Below are 13,012 nucleotides of genomic sequence, written 5' to 3'. Positions count from 1 at the left end.
CGGTGGGGTTGAGTGGCTGAGTGACTCATCCACTGAACCAGTGCTCGGGTCCGAGGGGCAACCCCCTTGCGGGGGTGCGTTGTTGCTCAGGTTCGTTTTGCCGGGAATCGCCGCGGGGGCGGCGGGCTGTGTGCTCCGGCCGCCCCCGCGGGCAGGTGATCGTGTCAGGCGGTCTGCCCGGCCGCCGCCCGTCCGGCCGCCCGGCCCGAGAAGAGGCAGCCGCCGAGGAAGGTGCCCTCCAGGGCGTTGTAGCCGTGGACGCCACCGCCGCCGAAGCCGGCGACCTCCCCGGCCGCGTAGAGCCCGTCGATCGGGTTGCCGTCGGCGCCCAGCGCGCGGGAGTCGAGGTCGGTCTGGATGCCGCCGAGGGTCTTGCGGGTGAGGACGTGCAGCTTGACGCCGATCAGGGGTCCGGCCGCCGGGTCGAGGATGCGGTGCGGGGTGGCGACGCGGCCGAGGCGGTCGCCGATGTAGCGGCGGGCGTTGCGGATGCCCTGGACCTGCGAGTCCTTGCTGTACGGGTTGGTGATCTGCAGGTCGCGGGCCTCGATCTGGCGGCGCAGGTCGGCCGCGTCGAGCAGCGGTTTGTCCGTCAACTCGTTCATCTTCGCGACGAGTTGCTCCAGGGTGGGCGCGGTCACGAAGTCGGCGCCCTTGCGCAGGAAGGCGTCCACCGGGCCCGGGGCGCCCTTGCCGAGGCGGTTCTTCAGGACGGCGGCCTTGTCCTTGGCGGTGATGTCGGGGTTCTGCTCGGAGCCCGAGAGCGCGAACTCCTTCTCGATGATCTTCTGGGTGAGGATGAACCAGGAGTGGTCGTATCCGGCGATGTCCTCGGTGGTGCGCAGGTGCTTGAGGGTGTTGAGGGTGTCGTAGCCCGGCAGGCAGGGGTCGGGCAGACGGCGGCCGAGCGCGTCGAACCACAGGGAGGATGGTCCGGGCAGGATGCGGATGCCGTGGCCGGGCCAGATCGGGTCCCAGTTCTGCAGGCCCTCGGTGTAGTGCCACATGCGGTCGCGGTTGACCAGGCGTACGCCCGCCTGGGCGCTGATGTCGAGCATGCGGCCGTCGACGTACGCGGGCACGCCGGTGACCATCTCGGCGGGCGGGGTGCCCAGGCGCTCGGGCCAGTAGCGGCGGACGATGTCGTGGTTGGCGCCGATGCCGCCGGTGGTGACGACGACGGCCTGCGCGGTGAGTTCGAAGTCGCCGACGCGGTCGCGGTTGGAGGCGACGCCCCGGGCCGAGCTGTCCTCGGCGAGGACGGTGCCGCGCACCCCGCGCGCGGCGCCCTCCTCGATGACCAGCTCGTCGACCTGGTGCCGGTGGTAGAAGGTCAGCAGCCCGTCGCGCGCGGCCCGCTTGGCGTGGTCGACGAAGGGCTCCACGACACCGGTGCCGGTGCCCCACGTCACATGGAAGCGGGGCACGGAGTTGCCGTGGCCGTCGGCGCGCAGGTCACCGCGCTCGGCCCAGCCGACCGTCGGCAGCAGCTTGATGCCATGGCTGTCCAGCCAGGGCCGCTTCTCGCCCGCAGCCCATTCGACGTACGCGCGCGCCCAGCGCACCGCCCAGGAGTCCTCGTCGTCCGTCCGGTCGAACTGCGCGCTGCCCTGCCAGTCGCTCCAGGCCAGGTCGAAGGAGTCCTTGATGCCGAGGCGGCGCTGTTCCGGGGAGTCGACGAGGAAGAGCCCGCCGAAGGACCAGAAGGCCTGCCCTCCGAGGTTGGCGGCGTTCTCCTGGTCGACCAGGGCGACCCGCCTTCCCCTGCTGGTGAGTTCATGCGCGGCGACCAGGCCCGCGAGGCCCGCTCCGACGACGATGACGTCCGCATCCATGGCGACGTGTCCCTTTCTCAATGGGCCGGTTGGGGGTTGCCGCTGCCGTCGGTCAGCAGCGCGGTGAGCAGTTGCTTGAGCCAGACGCGGGCGCTGTCGACGTCCTTGTCCAGCAGGAGTTGGGTGGTGACTCCGTCGTAGGCGGCGACGACGGCATGGGCCGCGCCGTCCACGTCACCGAGCACGGCGGGCAGTCGGGGGAAGCCGTGCGCGCGGGCGAGCCGGTCGGCGATCGCCCGCCGCAGCCGCGCCCGGTGTTCCAGCAGCGTCTCGGCGACCTGCGGATCGCGGGCGGCGTGCACCAGGAAGTCCGTCTTCACCAGAAGCCAGTCCAGATCGAGCAGCAGCACCTCGGTGACCCGGTCGACGGCGGCCGGCACGTCGAGGTCGGGTCCGTCGAGGGCGAGGGCGCCGGAGACCTGGTCCGCGATCAGATCGGCGCGCTGCTGATAGAGGGCGAAGAACAGCTCGTCCAGGCTGTCGAAGTTGGAGTAGAAGGCGCCCCTGCTGTATCCGGCGGCCTCGCAGACCTCCTCGATCGAGACCCGCCCGAAGCCCTTGGCGGCGAACACCGCGAAGGCGGCGTCGAGCAGGTTGGCCCGCGTCTGCACCCGGCGCCGGGTCACCCGCCGCACCGTCTCCTCAGCCACCGTCGGACCTCCGTTCGATACAGGAATGTATCCGATACACCGATGTATCGAAAGACTCGCGAGCACGACGAAAGTCCCGGCGAAACGATGGGAACAGATATTCGAATAAGGAGTACGCTGGATCCATGACCACGCACCTCCAGGGCTCGCTCTTCGACCAGACCGACCAGCTCCGCCTCGGCCCCCTCGACGGGATCCGCCGGACGCAGCTCGGGCTCGGCGCCTGGATCGACGTGCTGCCCGGATGGCTCGGCGGCTCGGACGGCCTGTTCGAACGGCTGGCCACCGAGGTGCCGTGGCGTGCGGAGCGACGCAAGATGTACGACCAGGTCGTCGACGTACCCCGGCTGCTCGCGTTCTACGGCACGGACGACGCCCTTCCGCACCCGGTGCTGGACGAGGCCCGTGACGCGCTGTCCGCGCACTACGCCGACGAGTTGGGCGAGCCGTTCACCACGGCGGGGCTGTGCTACTACCGCGACGGGAGGGACAGCGTGGCCTGGCACGGCGACCGGATCGGGCGCGGCGCACTCGAGGACACGATGGTGGCGATCCTCTCCGTGGGCGCACCCCGCGACCTGCTGCTGCGTCCGACGCGCGGCGGCGAGAGCGTACGGCGGCCGCTGGGCCACGGGGACCTGATCGTGATGGGCGGCTCCTGCCAGCGGACGTGGGAGCACTCCGTCCCGAAGACCACGCGCGCGGCGGGACCGCGCATCAGCATCCAGTTCCGCCCGCACGGCGTGCAGTGAGGCGGAGAGGCGGCCGCTTCGGCTGCACGCAGGGGGCTGCCTCCGGCGGACGGTGCCGGAGGCAGCCCTTCCTCTGGGCGGGGCGCCGCGCCGCCCCCACACTGGCGGAGCGAGCGCGGAAACCGAACGGGCGACCACGACTCCCCGCCGTTTCGAACTCGACGCCCTGCGTGCCCTCGTCGTGCTCGGCCTGGTCTTCTTCCATTCCGCCCTGGTCTTCGACCCCGACGACGACTTCTACGTCAAGAACGCCGATACGACGCCTGCCGTGACCGTCCTCGCCGGGTTCGGCGTGGTGTGGGCGATGCCGATGCTGTTCCTGGTCGCCGGTCTGGGCGCGCGGCACTCGATCCGCCGCCGGGGCCCGCGCGGCTTCGCCCGCGAACGCCTGCTGCGCCTCGGCATCCCGCTGGTCCTCGCCACGATCCTGCTCTGCCCGGTCCCGCAGTGGCTGCGGCTGCGGGCCGCCGACCCCGGCCACCACGAGTCGTACTGGCACTTCTGGCCACGCTTCCTGACCGTCCACCTCGACCTCGGCGACTTCCTGTTCGTCCTGGACGGGAAGTACTTCGAGACCGGCCACCTGTGGTTCGTCGTCCTCCTGCTCGCCTTCTGTCTCCTCCTCGCCCCGGTCGCCAAAGCGGTCGCGACGGGCGCCGAGCGCACCGCGCGGGCGGTGGAGCGGCGGCCCGCCCTGCCACTGCTGCCCGCGCTGCCGCTCGCCGCGATCAACGCGCTGCTGGGCATGGAGGAGGGCTTCGCGGGCTGGAACCGCTGGGCCTACCTCCTCTTCTTCGTCTTCGGTTACGCGCTCGCCGACGACATGCGCGTTCGGGCCGCCCTGCGCCGCCGCGCCGTTCCGGTCGCTGTGGCCGGGCTGCTGCTGTTCGCGGCGACGGCACCCGGATTCATGGCCGAGGACGATCCGTTCACCGCGTGGACGCCGCTCGCGGTGGGCTCCCGCGCGCTGTTCTCGGTGGCCGGCTGGTGCTGGGTGGCGGCGATCCTCGGGCTGCTCGACCGGCGGGAACGCACACGACCCGCTCCGGGACCCCTCCTGGGATACCTCGCCGTCGCGGCCCTGCCGCTGTACGTGCTGCACCAGCCGGTCGTCGTCGCCTTCGCCTACGGGGTGGTGAGCTGGAGCGCGCCGATCCCGGTCAAGTACGCGGCGATCGTGGCCGGTTCGCTCCTCGTGATCCTCGTGGCGTACGAGTACGGGGTGCGGCGGACGCGGGTGACGCGCTTTCTGTTCGGGATGCGTCCCTGAGCTCGCAGATTGGCGCGGACCCGACGCTTCCGGTCCGGCCCGGGTCTGCTTTGCTGGTCCCGTCGGGCAGGGATCTCACCACGCGGGGCAATCATGCAGGCAGACGTGCGGCAAGTCACCGATGGCATTCACCTGGTGCACGGGAGCAACACGAACTGGGTGATCCTCACCGAGGGGGACGAGGTCACTCTGATCGACACCGGCTACCCGGGCGACCGGGAGCAGGTGCTCGCCTCGCTGGCGGCCGTGGGCAGTTCGCCCGAGGCCGTCGCGGCGGTGCTCATCACCCACGCGCACAACGACCACCTGGGCTCCGCCGAGTACCTGCGCAGCACCTACGGCACACCCGTGTACCTGCACGAGGCCGAAGTGCCGCACGCGCGCCGGGAGTTCCTGCACCAGGTGACCGTCGGGCAAGTGGTGAAGAACAGCTGGCGGCCCGGCGTCCTGCCCTGGGCGCTGCACGCCATGCGTTCCGGCGGCACGGCCCATGTACCGGTCGCCGCACCCGAGGCGTTCCCGACAGCAGGGGCACTCGACCTGCCCGGCCGACCCGTGCCCGTCCACACGCCCGGCCACACCGACGGACACACGGCCTTCCACCTCCCACACGCCGGCGTGGTGATCCCGGGTGACGCCCTCGCGACGGGTCACCCCACCTCGCGGCTCCAGGGGCCGCAGATGCTGCCCGACATGTTCCACCACGAGCGCGCCCGTGCCGTTGCGTCGCTGGACGTGATCGCCGCGCTGGAGGGCGATCTTCTGCTGCCGGGGCACGGTCCCGTGCACCGCGGTCCGGTCCGTGAAGCGGCACTTCAGGCCAAGGAGCGCGCCCTTTAAGGTGAGGTGACGATCACCCGCGAGGCAAGGACACGCGAGCCATGGCACTGCAGATCAGCGCGACGAACCCGGAGCACCCCGCGCTCCTGCTCGAACTGCCGTGGCATCTGCCCCTGGAGGAGTGGCCCGAGGAGTACCTGGTGCCGCTGCCCCGCGGCATCTCCCGGCACGTCGTCCGCTACGCCCGCGCCGGCGACGAGGTGATCGCCGTCAAGGAACTGGCCGAGCGGCCCGCCCTGCGCGAGTACGAGCTGCTGCGCGACCTGGACCGGCTCGCCATCCCCGCGGTGGACCCGCTGGCCGTGGTCACCGGCCGCACCGACGGCGAGGGCGAGCCACTGGAACCGGTGCTGATCACCCGGCACCTGCGCGGCTCGCAGCCGTACCGCTCGATGTTCGAGACGACGATGCGGCCGGCCACCATGCACCGCCTCATGGACGCGCTGGCCGTACTGCTGGTGCGGCTGCACCTCGCCGGGTTCGCGTGGGGCGACTGCTCACTGTCCAACACCCTCTTCAGACGCGACGCAGGCGCGTACGCCGCCTACCTCGTGGACGCCGAGACCGGCGATCTGCACCCTCAACTCAGCACCGGGCAGCGGGAGTACGACCTCGATCTGGCCCGGGTGAACATCAGCGGCGAACTGCTGGACCTGGAGGCGTCCGGGGCACTGCACCCGTCCGTGGACCCGGTCGAGTTCGGCATGGAGATCTGCGCCCGCTACGGGGACCTGTGGACGGAACTGACCCGCACGTCGGTGTACCCGGCGGGCAAGTACCAGTACATCGAGCGCCGGATCCGCCGTCTGAACGAGCTCGGTTTCGACGTGGCCGAGATGCAGATCGAGCACTCCTCCAACGGCGACACCGTCACGTTCGTGCCGAAGGTCGTCGACGCCGGGCACCACCAGCGGCAGTTGCTGCGCCTGACCGGTCTCGACACCGAGGAGAACCAGGCCCGACGGCTGCTGAACGACCTGGAGAGCTGGATGGCCACCCAGGACGACTACGCACCCGGCGACCCCCTCACGGCCCGCCCCGAGGTGCTGGCCCACCGGTGGGTACGGGACGTCTTCCGCCCCACCGTGCGCGCCGTACCGCCCGAACTGCGCGGTTCGATGGACGCGGCCGAGATCTACCACGAACTGCTCGAACACCGCTGGTACCTGTCCGAGCGGGCACAGCACGACATAGGCCTCGACACGGCCGTCGAGGACTACATCCAGAACATCCTGCCGACGGCGCGCGAGACACTGCAGCCCACCACCGGCGAATGACTCAGACGTGCGGCACCACGGCCACCGGGCACGGTGCGTGGTGCAGGACCCCGTGGGCCACCGAACCGATGCGCGCCCCCACGGCCGTGCGACGGGCACGGCGGCCGACGACCATCAGCTGGGCGCGCGCGGCGACCGACAGCAGGACCTGCCCCGCGCTGCCGATCTCCACGTGCTCCACCACGGGGACGTCGGGGAAGCGCTCCCGCCACGGCTGCAGTGCGGCGGACAGCGCCTTGCGCTCGAACGGCTCCAGGCCGCCCGCCTCGTCGAGCAGATGCATCGAGCCGGGGCTGTAGGCGAACACCGGCGGCAGCGTCCAGGCCCGCACCGCCCGCACGGCGGCACCGCGGGCGGCCGCCGTCTCGAACGCGAACCGCAGGGTGTCGGCGCTGTCGTCCGGCTCGCCCTGCTGGCCGACGACGATCTCCCGGCCCGCCGCCTCGGCGGTCGGCTGGTCCCCGGCGCGCACGAGCACCACCGGCCGGGTGGTCTCGGCGATCACCTGCTGGCCGACGGAGCCGAGCAGGAAGCCGACGACGGGACCGTGCCCGCGTGAGCCCAGCACCAGCAGCTCGGCGTCCGCCGCGGCGGCGACCAGGGTGTCGACCGTGTCGCCCTCGACCACGTCGGTGGTGACGTCGAGACCCGTATGCCGCGCGGTGACCGTGCGCGCCGCCTCGGCCAGCGTGTCCCGCACCCACGCGGCCTGCGTGTCCGGGTCCGCCGCGTCGATGGCCTCGTACGGCTGGAACCGCCACGCCTGCACCACGCGCAACGCGAGTCCGCGGCGGACCGCCTCCCTGGCCGCCCAGTCAAGCGCGGCGAGACTCTCGTCGGTTCCATCGACTGCTGCGGTGATCGGGCGGGTCATGCGGCTGCCTCCCAGTGTCGTGGTCACGTCCCTCGGGCCCAGTCTTCACCTGTTTCTTGCGAGGACGCCCCGGCGTTCACGCCGGGGAGGATCGCATCCCGGGCCTGCGACGCGAGCGTCGCCGTATCGATCTCTTGGCGGGCGGAGCCGGGCAGCAGGGCGAACATGTGTACCTCTGATCGCCGATCGTGATGAACGGGTCGGATTCTTGGCAAGTTTGTCGCATCGTCGCACTATTGTCGGGGCCGTGAAGCTGGTGGTGCAGGTGAAGCTGCTGCCGACGCCCGAGCAGGCGACGGCCCTTGAGGCAACCCTGCGGGTCTGCAACATGGCCGCCGACCATGCCTCGTCCGTCGCGTACGAGACGGGTGTCAAGAGTCGTAACGATCTTCAAAAGGCCGTGTACGCGGACTTGAAGGTCCGGTTCGGTCTGTCCGCGCAGCCGGCGGTGCGGGTGGTGAAGAAGGTGGTGGACGCCTACGCCACGCTGCGCGCAAATCTGACGGCGGGCAATCTCGGCCGCGTGGACTCGAAGCGGTATCGCAAGGCCACCGGCTCTCCGATCGCCTTCCGGCCCGCAGCCGCCCAGCCCTTCGACGACCGCTGCCTGTCCTGGCAGTTCGATGCCCGCACCGTCTCGATCTGGACCGTCCATGGGCGGCACAAGAACATCCGTTTCGCCGCCTCGCCCAACCAGCTGAACACCCTGGCCGCACACCGGCGCGGCGAGAGCGATCTGGTCTGCCGGGACGGCAAGTGGTTCCTGATCGCCACCTGCGACGTGCCCGAGCCGGACGCGTACGAGCCGGTGGACTGGATCGGCGTGGACCGCGGCATCGTCAACCTCGCCACCACCAGCGACAACACCAACCATCAGGGCCGCCGCCTGGGCCGCTACCGGCGCTGGCAGGCCCGCAAACGCGCCGAACTCCAGGCCAGGCAGACCCGCGCGGCCACGCGCCGCCTCGCCCGCCGGGCCAAGAAGGAGCACCGTCATGCCACCCACTTGAACCATGCGATCAGCAAGGAGATCGTGTCCGTCGCGCAACGCACCGGACGCGGCATCGCCGTCGAGGAACTCGCCGGCATCCGCGACCGGGTACGGCTACGCCGCGATCAGCGGGGCACCCTCTCCTCCCGGCCCTTCCGCCAACTCGGCCAGCACCTGGCCTACAAAGCGCGCCGGGCCGGGGTGCCGTTCCTCGAAGTGGATCCGGCTCATACCTCGCAGCGCTGTCCGCGCTGCGGACACACCGAGCGGGCCAACCGGCGCGACCGGGACCGTTTCCGCTGTCGTCGGTGCGGGCTCGCTGGCCCCGCTGACCTCGTCGCCGGGATCAACGTGCGCAACCGTGCACGCTCGGCGTGGGCATTCGTCACCATGCCCGTCGCTCCGGCGTCCACCCGGGCCTGAAGCGAGATGCGACCCGTGACCGTCCTGCCGTAGGGGACAGTCGGGAGCGCGACAAGGTGTGCACGACCGAGCCGTACAGGCTCGGCCGTGGACGGCCGAGAAGGTGACTACGCTCCGGACATGACCTTGGAATGGGAGCAAGTCAACGTGGACGCGGCCGACCCCGTGGCACTGGGCCGGTGGTGGAGCGAGGCGCTCGGCTGGGTCGTGGTGAACGACGACCGCGAGGAGTACGAGATCCGACCGGAGAAGGACCGTCTCCCGGGCATCATCTTCGCAGCGGTGCCCGAGGGCAAGACGATCAAGAACCGTCTCCACCTCGACTTCCGCCCGGACGACCAGGATGCGGAGGTCGCCCGGCTTCTCGCGCTCGGCGCGCGGCACGCGGACGTCGGTCAGGGTGACGACGTGACGTGGGTGACCCTGGCCGACCCCGAGGGGAACGAGTTCTGCGTGCTGTCCTCGCGGCGCTCCTGAGGGGCGGCCTGCCGTATACCGGAGCGAAGCGGGACGATCGAACATACGATGGGCGGGAGCCGGCGCGGTGACCGCCTCTTGCGACAGGGCTCGCCGTGCCGCCGATCCGACCACTCGGGGTGGGAGACGTATGGCACAGGCGTCCGACGCAGCGCGGACCGTCATCATGACCGTGGACGACGACCCGGGAGTGTCCCGAGCCGTCGCCCGCGACCTGCGGCGCCGCTACGGCGAGTCGCACCGGATCGTGCGCGCGGAGTCCGGCGAGTCCGCGCTGGAGGCACTGCGCGAGCTGAAGCTGCGTGGCGATCTCGTGGCGGTGATCCTGGCCGACTACCGCATGCCGCAGATGAACGGCATCGAGTTCCTGGAACAGGCCCTGGACGTGTACCCGGGCGCGCGGCGGGTGCTGTTGACCGCGTATGCGGACACGAACGCGGCGATCGACGCGATCAACGTCGTCGACCTCGACCACTATCTGCTCAAGCCGTGGGATCCGCCCGAGGAGAAGCTCTACCCCGTCCTGGACGACCTGCTGGAGGCCTGGCGGTGCAGCGACTTCCGGCCGGTGCCCAGCACCAAGGTGGTCGGGCACCGCTGGTCGGCGCGGTCCTCGGACGTACGGGAGTTCCTGGCGCGCAACCAGGTGCCCTACCGCTGGTACTCGGCGGACGAGCCCGAGGGGAAGCGGCTGCTTGCGGCGGCCGAGCAGGACGGGCAGCGGCTGCCGCTCGTGATCACCCCGGACGGCACGCCCCTGGTCGAGCCCGAGGCGCCCGAGCTGGCCGCCCGGGTGGGCCTGGCGACGACCCCGGCGGCGGACTTCTACGACCTCGTCGTCATCGGCGGCGGACCCGCCGGGCTCGGGTCCGCGGTGTACGGGGCGTCGGAGGGGCTGCGGACGGTGCTCGTGGAGCGGTCGGCGACCGGCGGGCAGGCCGGGCAGAGCTCGCGGATCGAGAACTACCTGGGCTTCCCGGACGGCGTGTCCGGGGCGCAGCTGACCGACCGGGCGCGGCGGCAGGCGGCGAAGTTCGGCGCCGAGATCCTCAGCGCGCGCGAGGTGACGGGCCTGGAGGTCAACGGGGCCGCGCGGACCGTGCGATTCTCGGACGGGTCGGCGGTCGCCGCGCACAGCGTGATCCTGGCGACGGGCGTGTCGTACCGGCAGCTCGACGCGCCCGGTTGCACCGACCTGACCGGCTGTGGGGTGTACTACGGGTCGGCGCTGACCGAGGCGGCCTCCTGCCAGGGGCAGGACGTGTACATCGTCGGCGGCGCCAACTCGGCCGGGCAGGCGGCGATGTACCTGTCCCGGGGCGCCAAGTCGGTGACGCTGCTGGTGCGCGGGGCGGACCTGTCGGCGTCGATGTCGTACTACCTGATCCAGCAGATCAACGAGGCGCCGAACATCTCGGTACGCGCGCGTACCGTCGTGGAGACCGCGCACGGAACCGACCACCTGGAGCAGCTCACCCTGCGTGATGTGGACACCGGTGAGAGCGAACTCGTCGACGCGCAGTGGATGTTCGTGTTCATCGGTGCGGCCCCGCTGACCGACTGGCTGGACGACACGGTGCTGCGCGACGAGCACGGGTTCATCCTGGCCGGGCCCGACCTGACCCCCGACGGGCGCCCGCCGGCGGACTGGGAGCTGGACCGGCCGCCGTACCATCTGGAGACCAACATTCCCGGCGTGTTCGTGGCGGGCGACGCCCGCGCGGAGTCCGCCAAGCGTGTCGCGTCCGCCGTCGGAGAGGGAGCCATGGCCGTGATGCTCGTCCACCGGTATCTGGAGCAGTCGTGAGTGGGCAGCCGCTGCCCTGCAGCCCGCAGGAGATCGGTTCGCTGTTCCTGTTCGAGAAGCTGACGCCCGAGCAGCTCGGGCGGCTGTGCAGCGAGGGCCGGGTGGAGAGGTTCGAGCCCGGGCCCGTGTACGCCGAGGGCGATCCCGCCACCTGCTTCTACGTGATGATCGAGGGCACCGTCGTGCTGTCCCGCCGGGTCGGCAGCGACGACGTGGAGGTGTCCCGGACCTCGCAGCGCGGGGTGTACGCGGGGGCCATGCAGGGCTACCTCGGGGACCGGGTGCGGCAGGTCTACAACGGCTCGATGCGCGTCACGGAGCCGACACGGTTCTTCGTGCTGCCCGCCGACTCGTTCTCGAACATCATGCAGGAGTGGTTCCCGATGGCGGTCCACCTGCTGGAGGGACTGTTCTTCGGTTCGAAGAACACCCAGCGGGCCATCGGACAGCGCGAACGGCTGCTGGCGCTCGGCTCGTTGTCCGCCGGGCTCACCCACGAGCTCAACAACCCCGCGGCAGCGGCCGTCCGGGCCACCGCCACCCTGCGGGAGCGGGTGGGCAAGATGCGGCACAAGCTCGCCATCATCGCGCAGGGCAACTACGCCCCCGAGGTGATGGCGAACCTCATCGACATCCAGGAACGCACCGCCGAACGCGTCGCCAAGGCACCCACGTTGAGCCCGCTGGAGGCTTCCGACCGGGAGGACACCCTCACCGACTGGCTCGACGACCACGGCATCCAGGAGGGCTGGCGGATCGCGCCCACCTTCGTGCAGGCCGGCCTGGACGTGGACTGGCTGGACCAGATCGCGGCCGCCGTGGACGAGGACATCCTGCCGAACGCGATCGGCTGGCTCAACTACACCGTCGAGACCGAACTGTTGATGGACGAGATCAACGACTCCACCGACCGCATCTCGCACCTCGTCGACGCCGCCAAGCAGTACTCGCAGCTCGACCGCGCCCCCTACCAAGAGGCCGACGTCCACGAACTCCTCGACAGCACGCTGCTGATGCTGTCGGGCAAGATCGGCCAACGGATCGACGTGGTCAAGGACTACGACCGCACCCTCCCGAAGATCCCCGCCTACCCGGCGGAGCTCAACCAGGTGTGGACGAACCTGATCGACAACGCGGTCGCGGCCATGAACAGTGCGGGCGGGGAAGGCACGTTGACGGTGCGGACGGCGCTCGAGAACGACCGGCTGCTGGTGGAGTTCCGCGACACCGGGCCCGGTGTGCCGAAGGAGATCCGGGGCCGCATCTTCGACCCGTTCTTCACCACCAAGCCGGTGGGCGAGGGCACGGGGCTCGGTCTGGACATCTCCTGGCGGATCGTCGTCAACAAGCACCACGGCACTCTCCAGGTGGAGTCCGAGCCCGGGGACACCCGTTTCCAGGTCCTGCTTCCGCTCACCGCGGCGGACGAGGACGCAGCCGAGGAGGAGGCCGTATGAGCAGTGCCGACGGAATCGACCCCAGCGTTCCGCCCAGCGGTACCGGGTGCGTCGAGTGCGATGCGGTGGGTGGCTGGTGGTTCCATCTGCGGCGCTGTGCGCAGTGCGGGCATGTGGGGTGTTGCGACGACTCGCCGGCGAAGCATGCCACCGCGCATTTCCGGGCCACTGGTCATCCGGTGATTCGTAGTTTCGAGCCGGGTGAGGGGTGGTTCTGGGACTTCGAGGGTTCGCAGTTGTACGAGTCGGGGCCCGAGCTTGCGCCGCCGGTGAGTCATCCGGTGGATCAGCCGGCGCCGGGCCCTGCCGGGCGGGTGCCGGAGGACTGGGCTCGGACGTTGCGGTCCTGAGCGCCTGAG

General features: G+C 70.8%; 12 protein-coding genes. 9 read left to right on the top strand and 3 right to left on the bottom strand.

Annotation, left to right across the window (positions count from 1 at the left end):
* Positions 1-164: 164 nt before the first annotated feature.
* Positions 165-1,835 carry an FAD-binding dehydrogenase gene (locus ABZ880_RS15195; protein WP_361261704.1) on the bottom strand — a complete coding sequence of 557 codons (1,671 nt, stop codon included), beginning with the start codon at positions 1,833-1,835 and terminating at the stop codon, positions 165-167.
* A 17-nt stretch (positions 1,836-1,852) separates the two neighbouring features.
* The gene (locus ABZ880_RS15190) at positions 1,853-2,485 is read right to left on the bottom strand and encodes a TetR/AcrR family transcriptional regulator (RefSeq protein ID WP_361261701.1); all 633 of its coding nucleotides are present in this window, start codon (positions 2,483-2,485) and stop codon (positions 1,853-1,855) included.
* Between the two features lie 125 nt (positions 2,486-2,610).
* Here ABZ880_RS15190 and ABZ880_RS15185 point away from each other — a divergent pair, with 125 nt between their 5' ends.
* The 4 genes from ABZ880_RS15185 to ABZ880_RS15170 all read left to right on the top strand — a co-directional run bounded on the left by ABZ880_RS15185 (position 2,611) and on the right by ABZ880_RS15170 (position 6,624).
* Positions 2,611-3,237, top strand: coding sequence for an alpha-ketoglutarate-dependent dioxygenase AlkB (locus ABZ880_RS15185; RefSeq protein WP_361261699.1), 627 nt, complete (start codon positions 2,611-2,613; stop codon positions 3,235-3,237).
* Positions 3,238-3,403: 166 nt separating this feature from the next.
* Positions 3,404-4,507: an acyltransferase gene (locus ABZ880_RS15180; RefSeq protein ID WP_361261851.1), complete on the top strand. Its 1,104-nt coding sequence runs from the start codon at positions 3,404-3,406 to the stop codon at positions 4,505-4,507.
* 93 nt (positions 4,508-4,600) lie between these two features.
* Complete coding sequence (locus ABZ880_RS15175; RefSeq protein ID WP_361261696.1) at positions 4,601-5,347, top strand: MBL fold metallo-hydrolase; 747 nt, start codon at positions 4,601-4,603, stop codon at positions 5,345-5,347.
* Between the two features lie 41 nt (positions 5,348-5,388).
* The gene (locus ABZ880_RS15170; protein ID WP_361261693.1) at positions 5,389-6,624 is read left to right on the top strand and encodes a DUF4032 domain-containing protein; all 1,236 of its coding nucleotides are present in this window, start codon (positions 5,389-5,391) and stop codon (positions 6,622-6,624) included.
* A 1-nt stretch (position 6,625) separates the two neighbouring features.
* On the opposite strand, the gene ABZ880_RS15165 is transcribed toward ABZ880_RS15170, so the two are convergent.
* On the bottom strand, positions 6,626-7,498 hold the full coding sequence (locus ABZ880_RS15165) for a universal stress protein (protein ID WP_361261690.1): 873 nt from the start codon (positions 7,496-7,498) through the stop codon (positions 6,626-6,628).
* A gap of 247 nt (positions 7,499-7,745) precedes the next feature.
* Here ABZ880_RS15165 and ABZ880_RS15160 point away from each other — a divergent pair, with 247 nt between their 5' ends.
* The 5 genes from ABZ880_RS15160 (at position 7,746) to ABZ880_RS15140 (ending at position 13,003) form a co-directional block, all read left to right on the top strand.
* Positions 7,746-8,912, top strand: a complete 1,167-nt coding sequence (locus tag ABZ880_RS15160) for a transposase (protein ID WP_361261688.1) — start codon at positions 7,746-7,748, stop codon at positions 8,910-8,912.
* A gap of 120 nt (positions 8,913-9,032) precedes the next feature.
* Positions 9,033-9,389: a VOC family protein gene (locus ABZ880_RS15155; RefSeq protein WP_361261685.1), complete on the top strand. Its 357-nt coding sequence runs from the start codon at positions 9,033-9,035 to the stop codon at positions 9,387-9,389.
* 130 nt (positions 9,390-9,519) lie between these two features.
* Positions 9,520-11,196, top strand: a complete 1,677-nt coding sequence (locus ABZ880_RS15150) for an FAD-dependent oxidoreductase (protein WP_361261682.1) — start codon at positions 9,520-9,522, stop codon at positions 11,194-11,196.
* The gene (locus ABZ880_RS15145) at positions 11,193-12,653 is read left to right on the top strand and encodes an ATP-binding protein (protein WP_361261680.1); all 1,461 of its coding nucleotides are present in this window, start codon (positions 11,193-11,195) and stop codon (positions 12,651-12,653) included. The genes ABZ880_RS15150 and ABZ880_RS15145 overlap by 4 nt, the downstream gene beginning before the upstream one ends.
* Positions 12,650-13,003, top strand: coding sequence for a UBP-type zinc finger domain-containing protein (locus tag ABZ880_RS15140; RefSeq protein WP_361261677.1), 354 nt, complete (start codon positions 12,650-12,652; stop codon positions 13,001-13,003). Before ABZ880_RS15145 ends, ABZ880_RS15140 begins: the two co-directional genes overlap by 4 nt.
* The last annotated feature ends 9 nt before the right edge of the window (positions 13,004-13,012 follow it).

The organism is Streptomyces sp. NPDC047043, from assembly GCF_040644055.1.
Classification (GTDB): Bacteria; Actinomycetota; Actinomycetes; order Streptomycetales; family Streptomycetaceae; genus Streptomyces.
Note: the sequence above shows the minus strand (reverse complement) of the source record. Positions and strands in the feature narration are given on the sequence as shown.

Excerpts from the sequence above, each read along its gene's own strand:
- ABZ880_RS15185 (WP_361261699.1), top strand. The coding sequence starts at position 2,611 with ATGACCACGCACCTCCAGGGCTCGCTCTTCGACCAGACCGACCAGCTC.
- ABZ880_RS15140 (WP_361261677.1), top strand. The coding sequence starts at position 12,650 with ATGAGCAGTGCCGACGGAATCGACCCCAGCGTTCCGCCCAGCGGTACC.
- ABZ880_RS15150 (WP_361261682.1), top strand. The coding sequence starts at position 9,520 with ATGGCACAGGCGTCCGACGCAGCGCGGACCGTCATCATGACCGTGGAC.
- ABZ880_RS15165 (WP_361261690.1), bottom strand. The coding sequence starts at position 7,498 with ATGACCCGCCCGATCACCGCAGCAGTCGATGGAACCGACGAGAGTCTC.
- ABZ880_RS15155 (WP_361261685.1), top strand. The coding sequence starts at position 9,033 with ATGACCTTGGAATGGGAGCAAGTCAACGTGGACGCGGCCGACCCCGTG.
- ABZ880_RS15175 (WP_361261696.1), top strand. The coding sequence starts at position 4,601 with ATGCAGGCAGACGTGCGGCAAGTCACCGATGGCATTCACCTGGTGCAC.
- ABZ880_RS15195 (WP_361261704.1), bottom strand. The coding sequence starts at position 1,835 with ATGGATGCGGACGTCATCGTCGTCGGAGCGGGCCTCGCGGGCCTGGTC.
- ABZ880_RS15170 (WP_361261693.1), top strand. The coding sequence starts at position 5,389 with ATGGCACTGCAGATCAGCGCGACGAACCCGGAGCACCCCGCGCTCCTG.